Genomic DNA, 24704 nt, shown 5'->3' on the forward strand with positions numbered 1-24704 from the left:
GAATGAAGTTCGTGACGACAACTCTGGCCGGGCTGCTGGCGTCGGCCGCATTGGCGACGGCGGCGGCAGCCGAATGCGAAACCACATTACGGTCATCCGATACCCATCCCGATGGCTATCCGACGGTCGAAGGCGTGAAGGCCATGGCCGAAGAGGTCAAGGAAAAGACCGAAGGCCGGATATGTATCGAGGTTTTCCCTTCGTCCCAGCTTGGTGAAGAGAAGGACACGATCGAGCAGACCCAGTTCGGCGTGATCGACATGGTCCGCGCCTCATTTGGCACGTTCAATGATATCGTACCGGAAACGCAGCTCTTTTCCCTGCCATATCTGTTCCGCAATCAGGAACATATGTATAAGGTCATGGATGGCCCCATCGGCGACGAACTGGCCGAGGCCTTCGCCGAGCATGATCTGGTCGCGCTTGCCTATTACGACGGCGGCTCGCGCAGTTTCTACAACTCTCAGAAACCCATCGAGACGCTTGAGGATCTGGCGGGGCTGAAATTCCGGGTCATGGAAAATGACGTCTTCGTCGATATGATGGACGCGCTGGGCGCCAACGCAACCCCCATGCCCTATGGCGAGGTTTACTCGGCGATCCAGACCGGTGTGATCGATGGCGCCGAAAACAACTTCCCAAGCTATGACAGCGCCGGGCATAACGAAGTAGCCAAGTATTTCACGCTGGACCAGCATCTGATGGTTCCCGAAGTCGTGGCCGTTTCCACAATCGCATGGGATAATCTCTCCCCCGAAGATCAGGAAATCATGCGCGAAGCGGCGCAGAATTCGGCGGTGCTGGAACGCAAGCTTTGGGCCGAGCAGGAAGCGGCATCGGAGGCCAAGGTGGTCGAGGCCGGGGCCGAGATCGTCAAGGAAATCGACAAGACCCCTTTCATTGATGCCATGGCCCCCGTTTACGAGAAATACGTGACCACGCCCGAGGCGCAGGATTTGGTCAAACGCATTCAGGAAACCGAGTAATTATATCCCGCCCGCTGGTCATCCCGCGGGCGGGTTCGCTTGATTGGAGGGGATATGCGTGACGCATTGGTGAAACTGGCCGGATGGACCGGCGTGATTGCCCGCGCCGGATTGTGGGTTGCGGGTATCGGCTTGATATTGATGACGGCTTTCGTCTTCGCTCAGGTCTGTTTCCGGTACCTGCTCGGCAGCAGCCTGTTCTGGGCCGAGCCCGCAAGCGTGATGCTGATGGGCTGGTTCATCTTGCTGGGCGCGGCGGTCGGAGTGAAAGAGGGATATCATCTGTCTTTCGACGTTGGCCTGATGATCATGCCCAAAAGCTGGACACCGTGGTTCCACAGCCTCTCTGATCTGGTGGTGACCTCCTTCGGTTTCGGCATGGTCTGGTTCGGCTGGCAACTCGCTGCGAAGGCGGCGAATGGGGATATTGCCGGATTGGGCATCTCGCGCATGTGGAATTTCGCGCCGCTGGTCGGTGGAGGGGCATTGCTGATCCTGTTCTCGGTCGAACGCATCCTTCGCCGTGCCGCAGGGCTGCGGACCCTCCGGTTCGGCGACACCGACGAGCCGGAAACCGGGATGATGCATAGCGGAGACTGAACCGATGGAATATTGGATACTTTTCGGCAGTTTTACGCTGCTTTTGCTGATCGGCACACCGGTCGCCTTCTGCCTTGGCGCGTCAAGTTTCTTTACCGTGGTCTATCTGGGTCTGCCGCCGGTGGTGGTGTTCCAGCGGCTCAATTCGGGCATCTCGGTTTTCGCACTGATGGCCATTCCGTTCTTCATCTATTCAGGCGACCTGATGGTCCGCGGCGATATCGCCCGACGCCTGGTCGCGCTTGCGGGCAGTTTCGTCGGTCATATGCGCGGCGGGTTGGGACAGGTGAATATCCTCGCCTCCGTAATGTTCGGCGGCGTCTCGGGCTCTGCCGCAGCGGATGCGAGCGCAGTCGGCGGCCTGATGGTTCCGCAAATGAAGAAACGCGGATATGATGTTGATTATGCCGTGAATATCACGGTTGTCGGCTCGACCATCGCATTGATGATCCCGCCATCTCATAACATGATCATCTATTCCATCGCCGCCGGCGGCCGTCTGTCCATCGCCGATCTGTTCACTGCCGGTATCATACCGGGCCTGCTCCTTGCCCTCACATTGATGGTTGCCGCTTGGTATGTCGCGCGGAAAAAAGGCTATCCGACCGAACCTTTCCCCGGTTTTCGCATCATGGGCACATTGTTCGTCTCGGCCATGCCGGGTCTGATTCTGGTGGCGATCATCTTCGGCGGGGTGCGTTCAGGTCTCTTTACGGCATCGGAAAGCGCGAATATCGCGGTGGTCTATGCCCTGCTGATTACGGCACTGGTTTATCGCAGCCTGCCCTGGCGCGAATTCGTCGAGGCCACGCTGGGCGCGGTGCGCACCACGGCGATGGTGCTGCTGGTTATCGGTTGCGCAGCCTGTTTCGGCTGGCTCCTGGCCTATCTCAAGGTGCCGGCGCAGCTTGTTAATTTTCTCGAGAACATCTCGGACAATCCGCTGGTGATCCTGCTGCTGATGAATCTGATCCTGCTGATCCTCGGCACTTTCATGGACATGTCGCCGCTGATCGTGATCACGACCCCGATCTTCCTGCCGGTGGCGCAGGCCTTCGGTGTCGATCCGGTCCATTTCGGCGTGATCCTGATCCTGAATCTGGGCATCGGCCTCTGCACCCCCCCTGTCGGAGCGGTGCTGTTCGTGGGCTGCGCCGTCGGAAAGATCAGCATCTGGCAGGCCATGCGCACCATCTGGCCATTCTACGGCGCCGCTTTCGTGACGCTGATGCTGGTCACTTATATTCCCGCGCTTTCCCTTTGGCTTCCGGCGGTGTTCAAATGAGCGATCCGATCCGTACCGTTCTTGCCCATTCTCCCGAATTGATGGTCGTCCGCTTCGCCTTTCAGGCGGGCGACCGAGGGGCGCTTCACAGCCATCCGCATGTGCAATCGACCTATGTGCGATCTGGCCGCTATCGCTTCAGCATGGAGGGTCGCGAGTTCGAAATCGGGCCGGGCGATGCCTTCGTGATCCCTTCGGGGGCGGAGCATGGCTGCCTGTGCCTCGAGCCGGGCGAGTTGATCGACAGCTTTACCCCCCGCCGCGACGATTTTCTGTGAGATCGCTGAAACCATTCTGAATCAGGAGCCTGCATGACTCATGTCGAAACCCGCCACGCGATCCATCCCGAACATGCAAAGGGAATGGACACCGCCAGCTTGCGCCGGCATTTCCTGGCGGAAGATCTGTTCGCCGATGGTGAAATCCGTCTGGTATATACCCATTACGACCGCTTTACTCTTGGCGGCGCGGTGCCGAAGGGTCAACCACTGACACTGGACAAGATCGAAGAAACCAAAACCCCGAACTTCCTCCACCGCCGCGAGATGGGCATCGTCAATATCGGCGGACCCGGCCGGGTCGAGGCCGCGGGACAAAGTTGGGACATGGCACAGGGCGATGTGCTTTATCTGGGCATGGGCTCGGGGCCGGTGACATTCTCGGGTCAGGGCCGGTTCTATATCACCTCGGCCCCCGCGCATCGGGAACTGCCTTGCCGGCTGGTGACCGTGGATGAAGCGGCAGAGGTCAAGCTTGGCGCGGTCGAGACCTCGAACAAGCGCACTATCCGGCAATTCATCCATCCGCTGGTGATGGAAAGCTGCCAGCTTGTACTGGGCTATACCACTCTGGAGGATGGCTCGGTCTGGAACACCATGCCCGCGCATATCCATGACCGCCGGATGGAAGCCTATCTGTACTGGGGCATGGAACCAGAGGCCCGGGTACTGCATCTGATGGGCGATCCGCAAGAGACGCGGCATCTTTTTGTGGCGAACGAACAGGCGGTAGTGTCGCCCACATGGTCCATCCATTCCGGCGCGGGGATCGGCGGCTATACCTTCATCTGGGCTATGGCAGGGGATAATGTCGATTTCACCGATATGGACTTCCTTCAGCCGGAGGATCTTCGATGAGCCCGTTTTCACTGCAGGGACGAACCGCGCTTGTGACCGGCGCGAATACAGGGATCGGGCAAGGCATCGCGATTGCCATGGCACAGGCCGGGGCCAGCGTGATCGCAGCGGGTCGCCGGGGCTGCGACGAAACCCTAGCATTGATGGGATCGGGCCGGACATTGCATCTGGATTTCTCCGATCCGCATGCCGCGAAAGACGTATTCGCGAAAGAGGCCATCGATATTCTGGTCAATAACGCGGGCATCATCCGGCGCGAGGATGCCGTGGATTTCTCGGAAGCCGACTGGGACGAGGTCATGGACGTCAATCTGAAGGCGATGTTCTTCACCTGTCAGGCCTTCGCCCGCGCCGCCCTGCCCCGGGGGCGGGGCAAGATCGTCAATATCGCCTCTTTGCTCAGCTTTCAGGGCGGCATCCGGGTGCCCTCTTATACCGCCAGCAAACATGGCGTTGCAGGGCTGACAAAGCTGATGGCGAATGAATGGGCTGCGCGCGGACTGAACGTGAATGCCATCGCTCCGGGTTATATCGAGACGAATAATACCCAGGCATTGCGCGACGATCCCGAAAGGTCGCAGGCAATCCTTGACCGGATCCCGGCGGGACGCTGGGGACAGCCCGAAGATATCGCCCAGACAGCCGTATTTCTGGCCGCGCCTGCCTCGGATTACATCAACGGAGCGGTGCTGAATGTGGATGGAGGCTGGCTTGCCAGATAAACTCTTCCGGGAACCCCGACAAACCCCGGCACGTATCGTGCATCTGGGGCTTGGCGCGTTTTTCCGCGCCCATGGCGCGATCTATATCGCCGAGGCGATGAAGAATTCGGGCGAAGACTGGGGAATCACCGGCGTATCGCTGCAATCTTCCGGCACACGCGACCGGCTGCGCCCGCAAGGCTGGGCCTATACGGCTGTCGAGCTTGGCCCCGGCGGTGAAAAGCCGCAGATCGTGGATGTGCTGCGCGATGTTCTGGTCGCACCGGAAAATCCACAAGCCGTGCTGGACGCGATGACCGCAACCGAAGTGCAGATCGTCAGCCTGACCGTCACCGAGAAGGGTTATTGTCACGAGCCCTCTACCGGCAGGCTGAATCGCGAGCATCCCGATATCCGGCATGATCTGGACAATCCGCTGCCTAAATCCGCGCCGGGCTTTCTGGTGCGGGCCCTGCAGGCGCGGCATGCATCGGGATTGCCTCCTTTCACGGTCCTGTGCTGCGACAACCTGCCCGAAAACGGTCATGTGGTGCGCGGCGTCGTGTTTGAGCTGGCCCAAGCCATCGATCCGGATCTGGCCGCATGGATAGACATGCGGGGCGCATTCCCCTCGACCATGGTGGATCGTATCGTGCCCGCTACCAGCGCTGCCGATCTGGACAGGCTGGAAGCATTGACCGGCATCCGCGACGAATCCCCGGTCATGCACGAACCCTTCCGTCAATGGGTGATCGAGGATCACTTCGCCGGATCGCGCCCGGATCTGGAAGCAGTCGGGGTGCAGATGGTCGCCGATGTGACGCCATTCGAGCATATGAAACTGCGGATGCTGAACGGCACCCATTCATCGCTGGCTTATCTGGGTTATCTGGCAGGGCATGAGACGATTGCCGATACCGTGGCGGATTCCGCCTTTTCGGATTATGTCAGGGCATTGTGGCAGCACGAGATCATCCCGTCCCTGACCCCGCCGTCCGGCACGGATCTGCAGGACTATGCCACGGCCTTGCATGACCGCTATGCCAATCCCGCCATCCGGCATCGGACGTGGCAGATCGCGATGGATGGAAGCCAGAAACTTCCGCAGCGTATCCTTGCCACCATCGCCGAAGCACGGGCGGCAGGACGGCACGTGCCCGGGCTGACATTGGCGGTCGCCGCATGGATGCGCTATGTCTCTGGCCGGGACGAGACAGATCAGCCGATCGAGGTGAAAGACCCCCTTGCCCCCGGTTTGGCAAAGTTGTGGCACGAGGATCCGGCGCAGACGGTACAGGGCTTCCTGAAGCTGGAAGCGGTTTTTCCGACCGCCCTTCGCGAAGATGTGGGCTTTGCCGGCGACCTGACCGCTGCCCTGACCGGATTGATGGCGGATGGCGCACGGGCCATGGTGCAAAAACTGCATGACTGACACGCTGGCCCTGAACCCCTCTGACAATGTGGCGATCCTGACCCGGAAAGCCATTGCCCCGGCGGGCCACAAGATCGCGCGGCAGGATATCGCGGCCGGCGATGCCGTCGTGAAATACGGGCAGATTATCGGTTATGCGACGCAACCGATCCCGGCAGGGGCGCATGTTCACAGCCATAATTGCAGCTTCGGGTGCCATGACCGCGACTATACCCCTGGCGCAGGGCTGAAAATTGCCCGTCAGGCGCTTACCCGGCACCCTTCTCGGGGATTGGAATTTCAGGGTTATCACCGTGGCGGCGGACAGGTCGGGACGCGGAATTTCATCGCGCTTGTCTCGACCGTGAATTGTTCGGCCACGGCCATACGCCACGCTGCCGAGGAATTGCGCTTCGAGGGTATTCTGGACGATTACCCGAATGTCGATGGCGTGGTGGCGCTTGCCCACGGCTCTGGCTGCGGCATGGCCGATAGCGGGCCGGGCTGGCGGGCTTTGCAGCGGGTGCTGACCGGCTATGCCGGGCATCCCAATGTCGCGGCGGCGCTATTCGTCGGTCTGGGCTGCGAAGTCATGCAGATTTCCCGGATGAAGCAAGAACTCGGTGCCGCCGCGCGTTTCCACGGACTGACCATTCAGGAAAACGGCGGCACGCGGCGCACCATTGACGCGATCAAGGAGCGCGTCCGCGACCTGCTGCCAAAGGTCAACCGCGCCCAACGGTCGCCCGCACCCGCAAGCGCCCTGAAGATCGGGCTGCAATGCGGCGGCTCGGACGGGTTCTCGGGCATCACCGCCAATCCGGCGCTTGGTCTGGCCGCGGATATACTGGCAGCACAGGGAGCATCCCCGGTCCTGTCCGAAACGCCCGAGATTTATGGGGCCGAGCGCCTGCTGCTGGATCGTGCCGCCTCACCCGCGATCGCCGATAAACTGCTGGAACGGATAAGCTGGTGGGAAGATTACACCGCCCGATCCGGCGCGACGCTGGACAATAATCCCAGCCCCGGCAACAAGGCCGGCGGGTTGACGACCATCCTCGAAAAATCGTTGGGCGCCGTCGCCAAGGGCGGGGCAGCGCCGCTGGAAGCAGTGCTGGAATATGGCGAACCGATCCGCGTAGCGGGCCTGAATTTCATGGATACACCCGGATATGATCCGGTCTCTGCCACCGGCCAGATCGCCGGAGGTGCGCAGCTGATCGTATTTACCACCGGGCGCGGCTCGGCCTTTGGATCCAAGCCTGCGCCGACGATCAAGCTGGCTACGAATGACCGCCTGTTCTTTGCCATGCGCGACGATATGGATCTGAATTGCGGCGATATCCTGTCGGAAGGCGTCAGTCTTGAAGAGAAAGCGCAGGAGATCGTCACGCTGATCCTTGCGACCGCATCGGGACAGGTTACGAAAAGCGAGACCCTCGGCCTGGGCGACAATGAATTCCTGCCCTGGCAGATAGGCGCAGTTGTCTGACCCCTACCCCAATGCCAGTTTCAACGCGATGCCCCACATCACGCAGCCGATCCCGGCCTCAAGCCACTGCCAGGCGCGCGGCCGGGCAAAAACCGGCGCCAGCAATCGCGCTCCGTATCCCAGGGCAAAGAAGAACAGAAAAGAGCCGCTGATTGCGCCCCAAGCAAAAGCAACCCGATCAGGCCATTGCGATGCGATCGATCCCAGCAGGACTACCGTATCCAGATAAACATGCGGATTCAGCCATGTGATCGCCGCAACCGCGGCAAGCGTCGCCGCCAGCCCATTGCTTTTACCCTCGGGCCTAAGCGCCTCGCCTCCCGTCATGGCAGCCCTGAAAGACCGAAACCCATACCACAGCAGAAAGGCGACCCCGCCCCAGCGCATTGCCTCGAACAGCCACGGCATTCCGGCACCGGCCATCGACATGCCACCCACCCCCACCGCGATCAGGATCGCATCCGACAGGGCACAGAACAGGCACACCGCAAGCACATGCCGCCGGGCCAGCCCCTGCTTCAGAACAAAGGCATTCTGCGCGCCAATCGCCAGGATCAACGACAATCCCGTGCCCATTCCGGCAAAATAAGAGATCATGACGAAACTCCTTCCGGCTTGCTGATGCATGCCGCCTGAGTTTAAGTAAAACGAATATATCTTATTCTGATGAAGTAAAACTGATGCTGGACTATCCTGCCCTCGAAGCCTTGGCCGAGATCATTCGCCGCGGTTCCTTCGAAGCCGCCGCCCATGCATTATCCATCACGCCATCGGCCATCTCGCAGCGCATCCGGAATCTTGAGGATCGCAGCGGTACCGTGTTGATCGATCGCGGCCCGCCGGTTCAGGGGACCAAGGCCGGGCTGCGCCTCGCCGCCCATCTCGATCAGGTCCGGCTGCTGGAACGCGGATTGACCCAAGTCACCCCGGACGCGATTCCCGTCATCCGGCTTGCGATCAATGCCGACAGCCTTGCAACCTGGGCCATGCCTCCGTTGACCGCAGCCCCCGGCCTGCTGGATGTGGTGATCGATGATCAGGATCATGCGCTTGACTGGCTGAGGAACGCTCATGTCATGGCCGCCCTGACCAGCGACAGCCGGCCGGTAAGCGGTTGCGACAGTATCCCGCTTGGCCGGATGCGCTATCGCGCCACGGCCAGCCCTGAATTCATCGCCCGATATTTCCCGCACGGTCCGGATTCCGGTAGCCTGGGGCGCGCGCCGGCACTAAGCTTCAACAGCAAGGATGGATTGCAGGACCAATGGGCAAGACGGATCGCCGGTCGCCGGATTGCCCTGCCCCTGCACCGGATCGCGTCTTCCCAGGCCTTCGCCGAGGCGACACGACTTGGACTGGGCTGGGGCATGAATCCCGAGGTGATGATCGCGGAAGATCTGAACTCTGGCCGGGTCATCGACCTTGCTCCCGATCAGCCGCTGGACGTGCCGCTATATTGGCAAATCGCACGAACATCCGCCCCGGCACTCGCGCCGTTGACCCGCGCCATAAAAAAAGCCGCCGGAACAGCATTGCTGCCCTGACGGCTTTTGCTGAGCATGAATAACTAGAAACCGCCTAAAGCTGGGCGGCAACCTCGTCGGACAGATCGAAATTGCCGGTGACGTTCTGCACGTCATCGTCATCTTCCAGCGATTCGATCAGGCGCATCAGTTTCTGAGCGGTCTCCAGATCAGTGATCTCGGTCGGAGCCTGCGGTTTCCAGATCAGCTTCGCGGATTCGCTTTCGCCCAGGCTTTCTTCAAGCGTCGCCGAGACCTCGTTCAGATCGGTATCCGCGCAATAAATCCAATGCCCTTCCTCATCGGATTGAACATCATCCGCGCCGGCCTCGATCGCGGCCATCATCACCGTGTCGGCATCCCCGGCAGATGACGGATACATGATCGCGCCCACCCGGTCGAACATGAAGGAGACGGAACCGGTCTGCCCAAGATCACCGCCCGATTTGGTGAAATAGCTGCGCACATTCGAGGCGGTGCGGTTGCGGTTATCGGTCATCGCTTCGACGACAAGCGCGATCCCGTTGGGGCCATAGCCCTCGTAACGGATCTCTTCGTAATTCTCGGCGTCCCCGCCCTGCGATTTCTTGATAGCACGCTCGATCACGTCTTTGGGAACCGAATTGGACTTCGCTTCCTTAACCGCCAGACGCAAACGCGGGTTTTTTTCCGGATCGGGGTCGCCCATCTTCGCGGCGACGGTGATCTCTTTCGAAAGCTTGGAAAACAGCTTCGAACGGACGGCATCCTGCCGGCCCTTTCTATGCTGGATATTGGCCCATTTGGAATGACCCGCCATGGTCGCTCGCCCTTCGTCAGTCTTGTTTACGCAAAGATTTGGGCGCTTTTAGTCCAGCAAGGCAGGCAATCGCAAGATGCTGCCTAAGATCTTCGGCGATATGTTCCTATGACCGGCGGATATGGCAAAGCGCGCACCGCGGGGCACGCGCTTCAGGACATCGTCCGAAACATTTCAGAGATTGGCGTCGATCCCCATGATCCGGCGCATCTCGGCATCGCGGGTCACGCCCCTGGCCGCCAATGCAGAATCTGACAGTTCATTGAGGCGGGTCATCGCACGCATTTTCGAATTGGATTCTGCCAGCAGGACCATGAAACGCCCAAAGGCGACAAATGGTGTGGCCAGTGTGCCGAGTATGGAATGATTCGGCCCGTTATGACGTTCGACAATTCCGGTTCCAGCCATCGGAAACTCCTTGTGTTGCACAAAGCTGTTTCCTCCCCTGCATCCAATATTGTGCGGGCGCAGCATGATAACAAGCTGCAATGCTGCATGGCAGCATTGCAGAAAGCACAAGTTACAGCGGCCAGAAGATCGGGATAACAATGGCTGCCGTTATGGCCATCAGAACGTTCAGCGGAACGCCTACCCGAATGAAATCGGCAAAGCGATAACCGCCCGGACCATAAACCAGCGTATTGGTTTGATACCCGATCGGAGTCGCGAAACTGGCCGAGGCGCCCATCATCACCGCAATCACCAGAGGACGAGGATCGACGCCCAACTGGTTGCCCAGCGAGATCGCTACCGGCGTGACGATCACCGCGACGGCGTTATTCGTCACCGTCTCGGTCAGAACCGTCGCCAGCAGATACACGGACAGCACCAGTCCCCATGGCGGAACCTGGGTCAGCCATGGCGCGATCCGCGTCACAAGCAATTCGACCGCTCCTGAGTTTTCGAGCCCGGCCCCTACGGCAAGCATGGCAAAGATCAGTGCCATCAGCCGGCCATCGACAAAGCTGAGCGCCTCATCCGCGTCGATGCAGCGAGTGCCAAGGACGACCGCCACGCCGACAAATGCCAGGAGCAGGATCGGCGCGATATCGAAAGCCGAAAGCGCCACAACGGCAAGCAGAGTCGCGACCACGATGGGCGCGTGGCGGCGACGATAGGCGCGATCGGTTGGCACGTTCACCTCGACCATCTCCATATCGCTTGCCAGTCGCTGGATATCCCCGGCTTCCCCCTCCAGCAGCAGGGTATCGCCGACACGCACGACCAGATCGTCAAGCTGACGACCGATATTCTGGTTCCTGCGATGCGCCGCCAATACATAGACGCCATAGCGCCTGCGCAACCGCATTGCGCCAAGGCTGCGCCCGACCATGCGACAACCGGGCGTGATCAGCACCTCGACCGTGGAGGTCTGGACCGAGCTCAGCTTGTCCACCATGCGCAGTTCCTTGTGGCTTTGAAGGCCCAGCACCTCGGACATGGGAGTACGCAGAACCACGCGGTCTCCGGCCTCAAGCTTGACGGAAGTCAGATCCCGGCGCAACGACGCATCGCCGCGAAGAACGTCGATCACGCGGGCAGTGTCGCGGGTGAAAATATCCACTTCGTCCAAAGCCTTGCCGATCAAAGATGATTCTTCGGGAATCGCGACTTCGGTAAAAAACTTCGCCTTGGATCGGCCCGACATCAGTTGCGACATGGAATTGCGGTCGGGCAGCAAATGCGGTGCGACCAGCAAGAGATAGGTCACACCAACAATCGCCATCGGCAGGCCGACCGGGGTAATCTCGAAGATCGAGAACGCATCCATTCCCGAGCTGCGCGCGACACCATCGACCAGAAGGTTTGTCGATGTACCGATCATTGTCATCGTTCCACCCAAAATGGACAGGTATGACAATGGGATCAGCAGCTTGGAGGGAGACTTTCCCATCTCTTTCGCAAGCTGCATGAAAATCGGCATCATCACAACAACCAGAGGCGTGTTATTGACGAAAGCCGACAAGACGCAGACAACCACCGAGATCAGTGCCAGCGTCATGATCGGGTGGTCACCCGCATGCCGCGCGGCACGCTGACCGATCCAGTCGAGTGCGCCCGTGCGCACCAGCCCGCCGACGATGATGAACATGAAGGCGATGGTCCAGGGAGCCGGGTTCGACAAGACGCCCGCAATGCTATCGATATCCAGAATTCCCAGTCCAAGCAGCGCGACTGCGCCCAGAATCGCGGTAACTTCCGGCGGATAGACTTCGCGGATAAAAAGGGTGAGCATACCAACAATGATAAATATCGTGGTAACGGCAGCCACTGTGCCGCTCAATTCAAATCCGAACATATAGTTCTCTCAAAATAAACCTCATCGACACGATGGGCGTAGTTTGATCGGAAACCCGATCCGCCCGCAAGTAAAGATGAATGGAAACCCTACTTCCGCCGCAGGGACGGCGCATTTCAGCAAGAAACCGTCACTCGATGGCCTTCGCGTGGGTCTGCTCCAGCCGTCCGCCATCCCGGACAGGCATGATTTTCCGGCATTCGCCGCTGCGATCATCGGTTTCGATCATGACGCCGCAAAGACTCGCCTCGCCTTCGGCCGGGGTGAAGCGGTCACGGGCCATGCCGGTAACGAAGCGGCGCAGAGGCTCGGTCTTTTCCATGCCGATGATACTGTTATAATCGCCGCACATTCCCGCATCCGACAGATAGCCAGTACCGCGTGGAAGGATTTGCGCATCAGCTGTCGGGACATGCGTATGGGTGCCGACCACAAGACTGGCGCGCCCGTCGCAAAAATGGCCCGCGCCCATCTTTTCGCTGGTTGCCTCGGCATGGAAATCCACGATCGCGGCCTGCACCATCCCGCCACGGGGATGCGCGCGCAGCACGCCGTCAAGCGCCGAGAAGGGATCATCATAGGGACGCGACATGAACACCTGACCCAAGGCCTGCGTCACCAGCAACTTACGTCCCCGCGCGTCACTGAACACACCCGCGCCCCTGCCCGGAGCCTCTTTCGCCAGATTCAGGGGGCGGATGATGCGCGGTTCACGCTCGACAAAGGTCAGAAGATCTTTCTGATCGAAAGCATGATCGCCAAGCGTCAGACAATCCGCCCCGGCTTGCAGAAGCAATTGCGCATGACCCGCGGTAATCCCACGCCCGCCGCTGGCATTCTCGCCGTTGACGATGACGAAATCAGCCCCAAGCCGCTGCCGCAATCCGGACAATCTCTCGGTAATCGCGCGGCGACCTGCGCGGCCCATAACGTCGCCAAGAAATAATATTCTCATAGCGCAGTGGTTACGACAAAGCCTTTCTCGCCTCAAGCGGGAAGCGACGCGGCCCGCCTAGCCTTCCGCCGATGCGGTGCAATAGCTTTGGCTGCTGGTCCATTCGGCGATATCCGCGCGTTTGCTGGCACTGCGCATCGGCGCCCAATCGCGTGCCACACCGCGCCATCCGCCGCTGCCGTCGCGCGCCACCGCATTGTCCCGTCCGACCTGACGCGACATGATCTTGACCGCGCAGCTCATATTGTCGGCGCCGTTGGTGATATGACCGCTGCAGTCATAGCTGCGCCACGTCGCCGGAGCGATCTGCATCAGACCCAACCAGCGACCGCCGCCGCCCGACGCCCTTGGGTTATAGGTGCTTTCATGTTTCGCAAGCGCGGACATCAATCCGGCCCAGAACGCCTTGCGCTCGGTCCGTCCAAGCTCGGCGTAATTCGGGCAATAGGTCTGAATATCATGCGGCACCCGGGACATCATCGCCACGCCTTCACGCTCAAGCGCCACAAGCGTCGCACGGGTCCAGTCATCCGAGCCACTCTTATGCTGCCACCGCATCGGCGGGCTGACCGCAAGCAGATTACGCTGCGCCTGTTGTCGGGCAAGCTCTTCCGATGAAGGGCCGGTTTCCATGTCACAGGCAGCAAGCAAAGCCAGAGCGGCAAGCAGAAGAACAGAGCGCATTAAATCCCCGTAAGGCAGTTTCGACTGCGAAACGCCTTAACGGCAAATGCAAGTCGCGCAAGCTTCTGAGGCCGTCATCGGCGATTTCACGCCGGAATCGCGTAACTCACCCGCCATTTGGACGGAGATATCGCGTGATCAGCGGTATTTCATCGCCTGACGATTTGATCCGGCAAGTTAGGCCGACCAAACAACGGCCGCAATCTTATCGCATCGCGCCCCGTGACAAGCGCCGCACACTGCCCTAAAACCGCTGCAACACCGCCACAGCGACAACGGGATTTCCATGCTTGACCATCTCTCTTTCACCGCTCCCGAACCGAAAACCATTGCTGGCGCCAAGGGCGACTGGGAACTGGTCATCGGGCTGGAGGTGCATGCGCAGGTCGCAAGCAGGGCCAAGCTGTTCTCGGGTGCATCGACCGAATTTGGGGCAGAGCCGAACAGTAATGTCGCATTCGTGGATGCCGCCATGCCAGGAATGCTGCCGGTCATCAACGAATTCTGCGTGGCACAGGCGGTGCGGACCGGCCTTGGCCTGAAAGCGGCGATCAACCTGCGTTCGGCCTTTGACCGCAAGAATTACTTCTATCCCGACCTGCCGCAGGGTTATCAGATCAGCCAACTCTATCATCCCATCGTGGGCGAGGGCGAGGTGATCGTGGACATGGCCCCCGGCATCGCCCGTCGCGTGCGGATCGAGCGGATCCATATCGAACAGGACGCCGGAAAATCGATCCATGACATGGATCCGAACATGTCCTTCGTGGACCTGAACCGCACCGGCGTCGCCCTGATGGAAATCGTCAGCCGCCCCGATATCCGCAGCCCCGAGGAAGCCGCCGCCTATGTCGTCAAGCTGCGCCAGATCATGCGCTATCTGGGCACCTGCGACGGCAATATGCAGAACGGCAATCTGCGCGCCGATGTGAATGTCTCGATCTGCCCTCCGGGCGCGTATGAGAAATATATCGAAACAGGCGATTTCAGCCATCTGGGCACCCGATGCGAGATCAAGAACATGAACTCGATGCGCTTCATTCAGCAGGCCATCGACGTTGAGGCCCGCCGCCAGATCGCCATTGTCGAGGATGGCGGCAAGGTCGTGCAGGAGACCCGGCTTTACGATCCTGACAAGGGCGAAACCCGGTCCATGCGCAGCAAGGAAGAGGCGCATGATTACCGCTATTTCCCCGATCCGGATCTGCTGCCGCTGGAAATCGAACAGGCATGGGTCGATGATATCGCGGCCAGCATGCCCGAATTGCCGGACGAAAAGAAAGCCCGCTTCGTGCGCGATATGGGATTGTCGGAATATGACGCTGGTGTCCTGACCGCCGATGTCGAGAACGCCAATTTCTTCGAAGAGGTGGCGCAAGGTCGCGATGGCAAGCAAGCCGCAAACTGGGTTATCAACGAGTTGTTCGGGCGGCTGAACAAGGAAGGGCTGAATATCGAGACCTCGCCCATTTCCTCGCGTCAGCTTGGCGGGGTGATCGACCTGATCGCCAGGGGCGACATCTCGGGCAAGATCGCCAAGGAACTGTTCGAGATCCTCTGGACCGAGGGCGGCGATCCGGCTCAGATCATCGAATCCCGCGGCATGAAACAGGTCACCGATCTGGGTGCCATCGAAAAGGCCGTCGATGAGATCATCGCCGCGAATCCCGGGCAGGTCGAAAAGGCGAAGCAAAATCCCAAGCTGGCGGGCTGGTTCGTCGGACAGGTGCTGAAAGCCACCGGCGGCAAGGCGAACCCGGCGGCGGTCAATGAACTTGTCAGCAAGAAGCTGGGCGGATAATCCGGTCGCCCCGCGCGATAACGTGATGCAGGATCAAAGCATGCAATTCGAATATACCGCCATCCCGGCCCCCCTTCGCGGCGAGAAAGCGAAAGACGCCAAAACACCGGGCGAACGCTATGCGCTGGCACTGACAGGCGAACTCAACCGGATGGCCGCGGATGGGTGGGAATATATTCGCGCCGACGTCCTGCCCAGCGAGGAACGTACCGGCCTGACCGGCCGCTCGACCGTTTATCATAATCTCTTGATTTTCCGTCGCGCCACGTCGCAGACCGGGCAAGACAGTGCATCTTCGGTTTCTGCACCGGTCACGCCGGCCGATCCAGCCAGCGAGGAGCGGCGCGAACCCGAGATCCGGCCTGTCCAGACGAAACCCGAGCCCCAGAAACCAGCCGCTGAACCTGCAAAGGATGCTCCTGCCGCGGCCGGTTCCGATACCGCGCCCCCGGTTCGAAACGACTGACGCCCGGCCTCACGCCATTCTCTGCCCCTGCCCGTTCAAACTGCGGCTGGCCACGGCTGGATGCCCGCGTTAACCTGCCCGCAAGTTCCAGAAAGGAGATTGCGATGAAACTGAACTGGCTTGGGCATTCCGGCTTTCGGCTTGAAATCGAGAACGCGGTGATCCTGATCGATCCCTGGGTTACCGGCAATCCTGTCTTCCCGGAAGACAGGCGGCAGGAAGCAATCTCCGGCGCAACCCATATCCTGCTGACTCACGGTCATGGGGATCACGTCGCAGACGCTTTGCCTATCGCAAAGGAACTGAACATTCCGATTGCCGGCATCTATGACCTGATCAACCACTGGACCACGCGCGAAAGCATCGAAGGTATCGGTTTCAACAAGGGCGGCACCGTCGATCTTGGTGGCGCCAAGGTGACCATGGTCAATGCCTGCCATTCCAGCTCGATGGACGGTTCCGACGGGCCGATCTATGCCGGTCATGAATCGGGCTACATGATCGCCGGCGAAGGGCATGTGATCTATTTCAGCGGCGATACCGACATCATGGCCGATATGGAATGGATGGCCGAATATCATCAGCCCGATATCGGTATTCTCTGCGCTGGCGGGCATTTCACCATGGATATGAAACGCGCCGCCTTCGCCGCCAGAAAATATTTCGACTTCAAGACCGTCATTCCCTGCCATTACAAGACTTTCCCTCTGTTGGAACAATCGGCAGAGGCTTTGGCCAGCGGCCTTCCCGGCGTTACCGTGATCGAGCCCGAGATTCTGAAGGCCATCGAATTGTGAGCGCATTTCAATCTTTCAACGATCCTGCGGGCGGCAGCGATCACGCGACTCGTCTCAACACGCTGCGAGAACGTATGGCAGCGATGAAGCTTGATGCTTTCTTCGTGCCACGCGCCGATGCGCATCAAGGCGAATATGTCGCCGATGCCGATGCCCGGCTGGCATGGCTGACCGGTTTCACCGGCAGCGCGGGATTTGCGATCATCACGCCTGAACAGGCCGGGGTGTTCATCGACGGACGCTACCGCGTACAGGTGAAATCGCAGATCGACCTTGCGCATTTCACTCCGGTCCCCTGGCCCGAAACCCGACCCTCGATCTGGCTTCGCGAGGCATTGCCCGATGGTGGACGGGTGGGTTTCGACCCGTGGCTGCATACCCGCAGGGAAATCGAGGCAATGCGCAAAGGGCTTGAAAGCAGCGGCATCGAGTTGGTCGCAGTCAAAAGCAATCCGGTCGATGATATCTGGCCCGACCGTCCCGCGCCGCCGCAAGGCCGGGCACGGGCGCATGACGACGCGCTGGTGGGCGAAAGCTCGGCCGACAAGCGGGCGCGGCTGGCGGCAGGGCTGCGCGATTGCGGGCAATCCGCCGCCTTCCTGTCCCTGCCGGACTCTATTTCATGGCTGTTGAATATTCGCGGCACGGATGTGCCCAAGAATCCCATCGTACAAAGCTTTGCGATCCTGTCAGATGACGGCCATGTCGCACTCTTCGCCGATCCCGTGAAATTCGATGGCCAACTGCGCGAAAAGCTGGGCAATGACGTGACCATCCGCCCTCCCAAAGAAATGGCCGCCGCCTTGCAGGATCTGGAAGGCACCATCCGGCTTGATCCCGCAACCGCGCCAGAAGCGGCTTTTCGCCTGCTGGAACAGGCCGGAACCGCGATTGCCAGCGCTCCCGATCCCGCAATCATGCCAAAGGCCCGGAAAAACAACGTTGAGTTAAAGGGAATGCATGCCGCACATCTTCGTGATGGCGTGGCAATGACCCGCCTGCTGGCATGGCTGGAGGTCACCCCGCCATCGAGTCTGACCGAGATAGACGTGGTGCGCAAACTCGAATCCCTGCGCCGCGAAGAGGGGATCACCGATATCAGTTTCGATACCATCAGCGGCGCAGGGCCGAATGGTGCCATCGTGCATTACCGCGTCACGGAATCCAGCAATCGCCGATTGGCCGAAAATGACATGCTGCTGATCGATTCCGGTGGGCAATACCCCGACGGCACCACCGATATCACCCGCACCATTCCGCTTGGTCAGCCGCCGAAAGCGGCCATCGCCCCCTATACCGCCGTTCTGCGCGGTATGATCGCCATCAGTCGCAGCCGTTTCCCGACAGGCGTCACTGGCGCGCATCTGGATGCCCTGGCCCGGCAATTCCTGTGGATACAGGGGCTGGACTACGATCACGGCACCGGCCACGGCGTGGGCGCAGCACTTTGCGTTCATGAAGGACCGGTCCGCATCAGCCGCGCCAGCGACCTGCCCCTTGAAACCGGCATGATCCTGTCGAACGAGCCGGGATATTACCGCGAAAACGCCTTTGGAATCCGGATCGAAAACCTGCTTGCGGTAACCACAGCCGAGGCCGAGCCGGGCCGTAACATGCTGGGCTTCGAAACCCTGACGCTCTGTCCGATCGACAGGCGCTGCATCGACCGGCAGGCATTGTCCCGTGACGAGGCGGAATGGCTCGATCGCTATCACCTGCGCGTCCGCGACAAGCTTTCCCCGCTGCTAGATTCCGAAACCCGGAACTGGCTGTATAAGGCCACCACACCCATCGCCTGAACATCCTGCTGCTTCTTCACGAAAATATCCCGGGGGAGTGAGAAGCGTCGCGACGAGAGGGGCAGCGCCCCTCCCTCGCCCATCATTCCATCCGGTCAATCCGCCCGACCGTTATTCCGCCAGTTCGTCCAGGATCCGTGCGGCCTCGGATTTACAGGGCGTCAACGTTTTCGGATCCTCGCCCGGAAAGAATCTTGCCCTTACCGAGGTCGGCATCGCGGCCGGCTCGGCGATGACCACGCGCGGGCCGGTATTGACCGTCTCGGCCCGCCAGCTTTTCGCAAGCGCAATCTGGGCCGCCTTGCTCGCACCATATGCACCGAAAAATTTCTGCCCGGCGCGGGTATCGTCAAAGAACAGCGCGGTTCCGTCACGCGCGCGCAGCAAAGGCTCCAGCAGAACGATCAGCCCGCGCACGGATTCGGTATTGACCAGCAGCGATTTCGACCAGTCCTTGCCATCGATATGCGGCGCAGGAGACAATGGCGCGGCATGCACGGCGCAATGCGCCCACAGATCCACCCCGCCCCAGCGCTTCGCGATCGCCTCGGCCAATTGCTGCATCGCGGGGGCTTCGCCCACATCCATCGGCGCCAAAGTGGCCGCGCCACCCGTCGCCCGGATACGATCATCCAGTTCTTCAAGCGCACCGACTGTACGGGCCACCGCAAGCACATGGTATCCACGCGCTGCCAGTTCCTCGGCCAAAGCCGCCCCCAGCCCGCGCGAAGCGCCGGTAATCACGGCAAGTCTGGGAGAGTCCGATTTGTCATTTTCATTCATACCGGATCACTTGCCACTGCCATTCCCCCGGTGCAAGCCCCACGATGAAAAAGGGCCTCCGAAGAGGCCCTCATATTCCATGTCATCCAGATCGGTCAGCGTTTGGCAAGCTCGACATAATCCCGCTTATCACTGCCGACATAAAGCTGCCGGGGGCGACCGATCTTGTTCTGCGGATCGCTGATCATTTCTTTCCACTGCGCGATCCAGCCGACGGTGCGCGACAAGGCGAAGATCGGCGTGAACATCGAGGTCGGGAAGCCCATGGCCGATAAAATGATGCCCGAATAAAAATCGACATTCGGATAAAGCTTCTTGGACACGAAATACTCATCCTCGAGGGCGATCTTCTCAAGCTCCTTGGCAACCTGAAGCGTCGGGTTGTTGCGGATGCCCAGAAGGTCCAGAACCTCATCGGCGGATTCCTTCATGACCTTCGCGCGCGGATCGAAATTCTTGTAGACCCGGTGACCAAAGCCCATCAGCCGGAACGGATCGTCCTTGTCCTTGGCCTTTTCGATATATTCCGGGATGCGGTCAACGGTCCCGATCTCGCGCAGCATTTCAAGACAGGCCTGATTGGCGCCGCCATGCGCCGGCCCCCAGAGACAGGCAATCCCCGCCGCGATACAGGCAAAGGGATTCGCGCCCGAAGATCCGGCCAGACGCACCGTCGAGGTCGAGGCGTTCTGTTCATGATCGGCATGAAGCGTGAAGATCCGATCCACCGCTTTCGACAGGGCCGGATCGACGTGATATTTCTCGGCCGGAACCGAAAAGCACATGTTCAGGAAATTCGACGCATAGTCGAGTTCGTTATCGGGATACACGAAAGGCTGGCCGATCGCGTATTTATAGGCCATTGCAGCAATCGTCGGCAGCTTGGCAATCAGCCGGATCGCCGCAACTTCACGCTGCCATTCGTCGCCGATATCGGTCGAATCGTGATAAAAAGCCGACATTGCACCGACGACCCCCACCATCGTAGCCATCGGATGGCTGTCACGGCGGAATCCCCGGAAGAAATTGTGCATCTGCTCATGCACCATGGTGTGGCGTGTGACCCGGCTTTGAAAATCAGTCAGTTGCTCTGCGCTGGGCAGTTCGCCGTAAAGCAGAAGATAGCAAACTTCGATATAATTGGAATTCTGTGCCAGTTGCTCGATCGGGTAGCCGCGATACCACAACTCGCCCTTATCGCCATCGATATAGGTTATCGTCGAATCGCAGCTGGCAGTGGAAGTGAAACCGGGATCATAGGTGAACACATCGGCCTGACCGTATAATTTACGGATATCCAGAACGTTCGGCCCCTGAGTCGGTGTGAGAATCGGTAATTCATATTCGGCATTATTAAGTCGCAGTGTGGCATTATTGGAATCAGCCATCAAAACGTCCTTTCAGCTAAGCCAGGCCAAACGCGCAAAACATGCGAGAGGCCCCGGCGAGTGAGGGCAGGCCTAGCCTGCCAATTCCGTTTGATCACGCAACCGGGCCAGCGTTTCCTCGCGGCCGAGCGCCGTCATCATATCGAACACGCTTGGGGTGGCGGTTCGTCCGGCCAGAGCGGCCCTTAACGGACCTGCAAGTTTGCCCAGACCCACACCGTTTTCTTCGGCAATGATCTTGGCCGACCGCTCCAGCTCGTCACGCGTCCAGCTAGCATGCTGCACTGCGGCAGTCAATGATTTCAGCATACCACGGGATTCCGAATTCAGTGCCTTCGCTGCCTTTTCATCAATTTCAACGGGCCGGTCGATCAGGGCGAATCGCGCCTGCTCAAGAAGCTGAGGTAATGTACGGGCTTTTTGTTTCAGAACTGTTAAAGCCGATCCAAGCCGTTCTTTCTGAATTGATGTCAATGGCTTGGAACCAATTTCCTCTATAAATTCTTCCGTGATGGCCAGCAGCGCGGCATCCTCCATTTCGCCGATATGGTGGCCGCTGACGTGTTCAAGCTTCTTGAAGTCCAGTCTCGCCGGCGCACGTCCGATCCCGGACAGATCGAACCATTCCCGCGCCTGCGCATCGTTGAATAATTCATCGTCGCCATGGCTCCAGCCAAGCCGGGCCAGATAATTCCGCATCGCCACAGCCGGATATCCCAGCGCCGCGAATTCATGCAGGCCCACAGCTCCATGACGCTTGGACAGCTTTTTCCCATCCTCGCCATGGATCAGCGGAATATGTGCAAAAACCGGGCGCGGCCAGTTCATCGCATCATAGATCTGGACCTGGCGAGCGGTGTTGGTCAGATGATCGTCACCCCGGATCACATGGGTAACCCCCATATCGTGATCATCCACCACCACGGCCAGCATATAGGTGGGTGAACCATCGCTGCGCAACAGAACCATGTCGTCCAGTTGATCATTCGCCACCCGGACCACCCCCTGCACGGCATCCTCGATCACCGTTTCGCCGGTTCGCGGAGCCTTCAGGCGGATCGCATAGGGCGCATCCGGCTGATCGTTTGCATCCCGCCAGGGGCTTTGAAACGGCTGCCGGGGATTCGCCTCGCGCCATGCGGCGATTTCCTCGGTGGTGGAAAAGCATTTATATGCGGCGCCGTTGGTCAGCATCTGCCGGGCGACATCGGCATGACGATCCTTGCGCGCATATTGGCTACAGGGTTCCTCGTCCCAGTCCAGGCCCAGCCATTCAAGCCCTTTCAGAATCGCTTCCGTCGCTTCGGGAGTCGAGCGGGCGCGATCGGTATCCTCGATTCGCAGCAGGAATTTTCCACCCCGGCCACGGGCGTAAAGCCAGTTGAACAATGCCGTACGCGCACCGCCGATATGCAAATAACCGGTCGGAGACGGAGCAAAACGGGTCACGATCGGAATATTGTCGGACATCTGGTTTTCCTGATGATGAATTTTCTAAATGACACATGCCGCGTTAGCGATTTCTTAACCCGGTCGTGTCAGGTTCGTAAGCAGAAATAGAGAACCGCCCCGGAAAGGACAAGAATGACAGTCTTCCCCGGAAATGGAACGGTTCCGGCCGCGCAACCGGTCTCCCCGCCCGGTCAGGGTTTTGCTCCGGCCCGCATGAACGGGAAAGGACATACCGGTTCGCGCAGATCCGGCCCGGCTCTGGCAAGCCGGGCCGGCTTGCTACCCTGGCTGCCCTGTTGCCTCGCGACGGGGATCGGGATCTGGTTTGCCTTGCCTTTCGCCCCTGCTGGCCGGTCATGGTTGCTGGTGGCGATTGTGGCGGCATCCGGGCTGATTTTCCGGCACCTCATGATCCCGCTTGCAGCAAAAGGCCGAATCGGATGGCGGCAGGCGGAAACGCTACGCAATTGCGGCTTCGCCATAGCTCTGGTCGCTGCCGGTGTTGGCCTGATGGGAATCCGCTCGGCTCATGTCGCCGCGCCGGTCCTTGGCTGGCGGTATTATGGCCCGGTCGAGGGAATGGTCGTTCAGATCGACCGCTCGGCCCGCGACCGGATCCGTCTGACACTGGACCAGGTCGTCCTGCAGGATATCAGCAAGGAGCGGACGCCAAGACAGGTCCGGCTGTCACTGATGGATCAGGCCGCAGTCACGCTGCCCGCACTGGGCGAGCGTATTCGTCTGACCGGCCATCTCGGTCCGCCGCCCGGTCCAGCGTCTCCGCATGGATTCGATTTCCGCTGGAACGCGTGGTTCTCGGGGCTTGGCGCGGTTGGTTATACGCGTCTTCCCAGCGTCAATCTGGCCCCGCCCGAAGGCGGAAAATGGCGGATGCACCGCCTGCGCATGGCGATAAGCGCACAGATACAGCAGCAGATCGGCGGTCAGGAAGGCGCGGTAGCAGCCGCATTGATGACCGGCGATCGTTCAGGGATTCTCGAAGCGACCAACCAGATCATGCGCGGTTCGAATCTTTATCACATCATATCGATATCGGGGCTTCATATGGGAATGCTGGCGGGATTCGTTTATGCCGCCTTTCGCTATGCAATGGTCGGTCTGCAGGCTGCCGGAACGGGCCGATCCCTGCCCGCCCACAAGATCGCGGCAATTTTTGCGCTTCTGGCAGCCGCCACCTATCTGTGGCTTTCCGGCGGCGGCGTCGCGACAGAGCGGGCCTTTATCATGGTGGCGGTCATGCTGGGCGCGATACTGGCGGATCGCCGGGCAATTTCCCTGCGCACCGTAGCGCTGGCCGCAACCGTAATCCTTCTGCTCAGGCCCGAGGCGCTGACCTCACCGGGTTTTCAGATGAGTTTCGCGGCTACCGTCGCATTAATCCTGATCTATGGCCTATGGACGCGTATCGCCTGCTACATCCCGCTTTGGCTGCGGCCATTCGCCATGCTCGTGACAAGTTCTCTGGTTGCGGGGATGGCAACCGCTCCGATTGCGGCTGCTCATTTCAACCAGATGACGCATTACGGGTTGCTGGCTAATCTGCTGGTCGTTCCTGTGATGGGAACATTGGTCATGCCCGCAGGCGTGATCGCCGGGCTGCTAGCGCCATTCGGCTTGGCCGGACCGGCCTTGTGGATCATGGGGTTAGGCACGGAATGGATGCTGTTCATGGCCGAATGGATCGCCGGGCTAGACGGCGCGGTAACAGCGATCATCCAACCGGCACCACAGGTTCTGCCGCTTCTCGGGGCTGGCGCGGTCCTGCTGGTCCTGTGCTGGCGCCCCTGGAACGCATTACGGCACATAGCCGCGCCCCTGTTGGGATGCGTCATCGGCATCACCATGGTGGCGGCGGCAGGAATCTTATGGGTCCGCACCGAACGTCCCATGCTTCTGATTGCCTCGCAAGGGGAAGCCGCGGGACTGATGACACCAGCGGGGCGGGCATTATCCAAATCCGCAGGCGGCAGTTTTACCGCCAGGATCTGGCTGCGGCAGGATGGCGATATCGCCACGCAAGAAGAATCGGCCAAGCGTCCCGGCTGGTCAGGCGACAGGAAGCAACGCTACGCCATGCTTCCCGGCGGATGGGAGGTCCGGCATTTCACCGGCAAAGGCTCGGGCGCGCAGGCGGCAGCGGCTTGTCTGCCGATGCGCATCGTCATCGCGACGGAACGCACCGGACTGAAGAAACGCGATCAGCAATGCCTGTTATTCGATCACTACGCGCTGCGTTACAGCGGGTCCGTCGCGATTGATTTCAAGGCAGGCAACCCGGTTGTCCAAACCGTCTCGGCAGTGCATCGCAGCCCCGGCTGAACTGCGC

At 59.9% G+C, this 24704-nt stretch carries 23 protein-coding genes; 14 read left to right on the plus strand and 9 right to left on the minus strand.

Going from position 1 to position 24704, the window contains the following annotated elements; all coding sequences use genetic code 11:
- Positions 1–2: 2 nt before the first annotated feature.
- From Q0601_RS09200 to Q0601_RS09235, 8 genes are read left to right on the plus strand one after another with little or no spacing between them, the layout of a single operon-like run.
- Positions 3–986 (plus strand): TRAP transporter substrate-binding protein, encoded by a 984-nt coding sequence (locus tag Q0601_RS09200; protein ID WP_305289378.1) that lies wholly within the window; start codon positions 3–5, stop codon positions 984–986.
- A 54-nt stretch (positions 987–1040) separates the two neighbouring features.
- Positions 1041–1586: a TRAP transporter small permease gene (locus tag Q0601_RS09205; RefSeq protein WP_305289380.1), complete on the plus strand. Its 546-nt coding sequence runs from the start codon at positions 1041–1043 to the stop codon at positions 1584–1586.
- A 4-nt stretch (positions 1587–1590) separates the two neighbouring features.
- On the plus strand, positions 1591–2871 hold the full coding sequence (locus tag Q0601_RS09210; RefSeq protein WP_305289382.1) for a TRAP transporter large permease: 1281 nt from the start codon (positions 1591–1593) through the stop codon (positions 2869–2871).
- Positions 2868–3149 carry a cupin domain-containing protein gene (locus Q0601_RS09215; RefSeq protein WP_305289383.1) on the plus strand — a complete coding sequence of 94 codons (282 nt, stop codon included), beginning with the start codon at positions 2868–2870 and terminating at the stop codon, positions 3147–3149. Before Q0601_RS09210 ends, Q0601_RS09215 begins: the two co-directional genes overlap by 4 nt.
- A gap of 33 nt (positions 3150–3182) precedes the next feature.
- A complete protein-coding gene (gene kduI, locus Q0601_RS09220; protein WP_305289385.1) occupies positions 3183–4007 on the plus strand; it encodes a 5-dehydro-4-deoxy-D-glucuronate isomerase in 825 nt (274 codons plus the stop codon).
- Positions 4004–4729, plus strand: a complete 726-nt coding sequence (gene kduD / locus Q0601_RS09225) for a 2-dehydro-3-deoxy-D-gluconate 5-dehydrogenase KduD (RefSeq protein WP_305289387.1) — start codon at positions 4004–4006, stop codon at positions 4727–4729. The genes kduI and kduD overlap by 4 nt, the downstream gene beginning before the upstream one ends.
- Complete coding sequence (locus tag Q0601_RS09230) at positions 4707–6140, plus strand: mannitol dehydrogenase family protein (RefSeq protein ID WP_305289500.1); 1434 nt, start codon at positions 4707–4709, stop codon at positions 6138–6140. The genes kduD and Q0601_RS09230 overlap by 23 nt, the downstream gene beginning before the upstream one ends.
- Positions 6133–7611 carry a UxaA family hydrolase gene (locus Q0601_RS09235; RefSeq protein WP_305289389.1) on the plus strand — a complete coding sequence of 493 codons (1479 nt, stop codon included), beginning with the start codon at positions 6133–6135 and terminating at the stop codon, positions 7609–7611. The genes Q0601_RS09230 and Q0601_RS09235 overlap by 8 nt, the downstream gene beginning before the upstream one ends.
- A gap of 3 nt (positions 7612–7614) precedes the next feature.
- Here the strand turns inward: Q0601_RS09235 and Q0601_RS09240 are convergent, their stop codons facing one another.
- Complete coding sequence (locus Q0601_RS09240) at positions 7615–8208, minus strand: LysE/ArgO family amino acid transporter (RefSeq protein ID WP_305289391.1); 594 nt, start codon at positions 8206–8208, stop codon at positions 7615–7617.
- 83 nt (positions 8209–8291) lie between these two features.
- Here Q0601_RS09240 and Q0601_RS09245 point away from each other — a divergent pair, with 83 nt between their 5' ends.
- Positions 8292–9155: a LysR family transcriptional regulator ArgP gene (locus tag Q0601_RS09245; protein WP_305289393.1), complete on the plus strand. Its 864-nt coding sequence runs from the start codon at positions 8292–8294 to the stop codon at positions 9153–9155.
- Positions 9156–9189: 34 nt separating this feature from the next.
- Here the strand turns inward: Q0601_RS09245 and Q0601_RS09250 are convergent, their stop codons facing one another.
- The 5 genes from Q0601_RS09250 to Q0601_RS09270 form a co-directional block, all read right to left on the minus strand.
- Positions 9190–9933, minus strand: a complete 744-nt coding sequence (locus Q0601_RS09250; protein WP_305289395.1) for a YebC/PmpR family DNA-binding transcriptional regulator — start codon at positions 9931–9933, stop codon at positions 9190–9192.
- A gap of 174 nt (positions 9934–10107) precedes the next feature.
- Entirely contained in the window at positions 10108–10341 is a 234-nt protein-coding gene (locus Q0601_RS09255) for a hypothetical protein (RefSeq protein ID WP_305289397.1), read from the minus strand.
- Between the two features lie 112 nt (positions 10342–10453).
- Positions 10454–12232 carry an SLC13 family permease gene (locus tag Q0601_RS09260; RefSeq protein ID WP_305289398.1) on the minus strand — a complete coding sequence of 593 codons (1779 nt, stop codon included), beginning with the start codon at positions 12230–12232 and terminating at the stop codon, positions 10454–10456.
- Positions 12233–12362: 130 nt separating this feature from the next.
- Complete coding sequence (locus Q0601_RS09265; RefSeq protein ID WP_305289399.1) at positions 12363–13187, minus strand: TIGR00282 family metallophosphoesterase; 825 nt, start codon at positions 13185–13187, stop codon at positions 12363–12365.
- 57 nt (positions 13188–13244) lie between these two features.
- Positions 13245–13871, minus strand: a complete 627-nt coding sequence (locus Q0601_RS09270) for a transglycosylase SLT domain-containing protein (protein WP_305289401.1) — start codon at positions 13869–13871, stop codon at positions 13245–13247.
- A 286-nt stretch (positions 13872–14157) separates the two neighbouring features.
- On the opposite strand from Q0601_RS09270, the gene gatB reads away from it, so the two are divergent.
- The 4 genes from gatB to Q0601_RS09290 all read left to right on the plus strand — a co-directional run bounded on the left by gatB (position 14158) and on the right by Q0601_RS09290 (position 18734).
- Entirely contained in the window at positions 14158–15672 is a 1515-nt protein-coding gene (gatB, locus tag Q0601_RS09275) for an Asp-tRNA(Asn)/Glu-tRNA(Gln) amidotransferase subunit GatB (protein ID WP_305289403.1), read from the plus strand.
- Positions 15641–16138, plus strand: coding sequence for a DUF4177 domain-containing protein (locus tag Q0601_RS09280; protein WP_305289405.1), 498 nt, complete (start codon positions 15641–15643; stop codon positions 16136–16138). Before gatB ends, Q0601_RS09280 begins: the two co-directional genes overlap by 32 nt.
- A 104-nt stretch (positions 16139–16242) precedes the next feature.
- Positions 16243–16935 (plus strand): metal-dependent hydrolase, encoded by a 693-nt coding sequence (locus tag Q0601_RS09285; protein ID WP_305289407.1) that lies wholly within the window; start codon positions 16243–16245, stop codon positions 16933–16935.
- Complete coding sequence (locus Q0601_RS09290) at positions 16932–18734, plus strand: aminopeptidase P family protein (protein ID WP_305289409.1); 1803 nt, start codon at positions 16932–16934, stop codon at positions 18732–18734. Before Q0601_RS09285 ends, Q0601_RS09290 begins: the two co-directional genes overlap by 4 nt.
- Positions 18735–18845: 111 nt before the next feature.
- On the opposite strand, the gene Q0601_RS09295 is transcribed toward Q0601_RS09290, so the two are convergent.
- The 3 genes from Q0601_RS09295 to gltX form a co-directional block, all read right to left on the minus strand.
- Positions 18846–19517, minus strand: coding sequence for an SDR family NAD(P)-dependent oxidoreductase (locus Q0601_RS09295; protein WP_305289411.1), 672 nt, complete (start codon positions 19515–19517; stop codon positions 18846–18848).
- A 95-nt stretch (positions 19518–19612) separates the two neighbouring features.
- Complete coding sequence (locus tag Q0601_RS09300; RefSeq protein ID WP_305289413.1) at positions 19613–20905, minus strand: citrate synthase; 1293 nt, start codon at positions 20903–20905, stop codon at positions 19613–19615.
- A gap of 72 nt (positions 20906–20977) precedes the next feature.
- Positions 20978–22375, minus strand: a complete 1398-nt coding sequence (gltX, locus tag Q0601_RS09305; protein WP_305289415.1) for a glutamate--tRNA ligase — start codon at positions 22373–22375, stop codon at positions 20978–20980.
- 114 nt (positions 22376–22489) lie between these two features.
- Here gltX and Q0601_RS09310 point away from each other — a divergent pair, with 114 nt between their 5' ends.
- A complete protein-coding gene (locus Q0601_RS09310) occupies positions 22490–24697 on the plus strand; it encodes a ComEC/Rec2 family competence protein (protein ID WP_305289417.1) in 2208 nt (735 codons plus the stop codon).
- Positions 24698–24704 lie beyond the last annotated feature (7 nt).

The sequence above is a fragment of the Paracoccus wurundjeri genome (assembly GCF_030678915.1).
Lineage (GTDB): Bacteria > Pseudomonadota > Alphaproteobacteria > Rhodobacterales > Rhodobacteraceae > Paracoccus > Paracoccus onubensis_A.

Bases quoted from the DNA above. Each gene is read 5' to 3' on its own strand.
- Q0601_RS09200 (WP_305289378.1), top strand. From the start codon at position 3: ATGAAGTTCGTGACGACAACTCTGGCCGGGCTGCTGGCGTCGGCCGCA.
- Q0601_RS09205 (WP_305289380.1), top strand. From the start codon at position 1,041: ATGCGTGACGCATTGGTGAAACTGGCCGGATGGACCGGCGTGATTGCC.
- Q0601_RS09210 (WP_305289382.1), top strand. From the start codon at position 1,591: ATGGAATATTGGATACTTTTCGGCAGTTTTACGCTGCTTTTGCTGATC.
- Q0601_RS09215 (WP_305289383.1), top strand. From the start codon at position 2,868: ATGAGCGATCCGATCCGTACCGTTCTTGCCCATTCTCCCGAATTGATG.
- kduI (WP_305289385.1), top strand. From the start codon at position 3,183: ATGACTCATGTCGAAACCCGCCACGCGATCCATCCCGAACATGCAAAG.
- kduD (WP_305289387.1), top strand. From the start codon at position 4,004: ATGAGCCCGTTTTCACTGCAGGGACGAACCGCGCTTGTGACCGGCGCG.
- Q0601_RS09230 (WP_305289500.1), top strand. From the start codon at position 4,707: ATGGAGGCTGGCTTGCCAGATAAACTCTTCCGGGAACCCCGACAAACC.
- Q0601_RS09235 (WP_305289389.1), top strand. From the start codon at position 6,133: ATGACTGACACGCTGGCCCTGAACCCCTCTGACAATGTGGCGATCCTG.
- Q0601_RS09240 (WP_305289391.1), bottom strand. From the start codon at position 8,208: ATGATCTCTTATTTTGCCGGAATGGGCACGGGATTGTCGTTGATCCTG.
- Q0601_RS09245 (WP_305289393.1), top strand. From the start codon at position 8,292: ATGCTGGACTATCCTGCCCTCGAAGCCTTGGCCGAGATCATTCGCCGC.
- Q0601_RS09250 (WP_305289395.1), bottom strand. From the start codon at position 9,933: ATGGCGGGTCATTCCAAATGGGCCAATATCCAGCATAGAAAGGGCCGG.
- Q0601_RS09255 (WP_305289397.1), bottom strand. From the start codon at position 10,341: ATGGCTGGAACCGGAATTGTCGAACGTCATAACGGGCCGAATCATTCC.
- Q0601_RS09260 (WP_305289398.1), bottom strand. From the start codon at position 12,232: ATGTTCGGATTTGAATTGAGCGGCACAGTGGCTGCCGTTACCACGATA.
- Q0601_RS09265 (WP_305289399.1), bottom strand. From the start codon at position 13,187: ATGAGAATATTATTTCTTGGCGACGTTATGGGCCGCGCAGGTCGCCGC.
- Q0601_RS09270 (WP_305289401.1), bottom strand. From the start codon at position 13,871: ATGCGCTCTGTTCTTCTGCTTGCCGCTCTGGCTTTGCTTGCTGCCTGT.
- gatB (WP_305289403.1), top strand. From the start codon at position 14,158: ATGCTTGACCATCTCTCTTTCACCGCTCCCGAACCGAAAACCATTGCT.
- Q0601_RS09280 (WP_305289405.1), top strand. From the start codon at position 15,641: ATGAACTTGTCAGCAAGAAGCTGGGCGGATAATCCGGTCGCCCCGCGC.
- Q0601_RS09285 (WP_305289407.1), top strand. From the start codon at position 16,243: ATGAAACTGAACTGGCTTGGGCATTCCGGCTTTCGGCTTGAAATCGAG.
- Q0601_RS09295 (WP_305289411.1), bottom strand. From the start codon at position 19,517: ATGAATGAAAATGACAAATCGGACTCTCCCAGACTTGCCGTGATTACC.
- Q0601_RS09300 (WP_305289413.1), bottom strand. From the start codon at position 20,905: ATGGCTGATTCCAATAATGCCACACTGCGACTTAATAATGCCGAATAT.
- gltX (WP_305289415.1), bottom strand. From the start codon at position 22,375: ATGTCCGACAATATTCCGATCGTGACCCGTTTTGCTCCGTCTCCGACC.
- Q0601_RS09310 (WP_305289417.1), top strand. From the start codon at position 22,490: ATGACAGTCTTCCCCGGAAATGGAACGGTTCCGGCCGCGCAACCGGTC.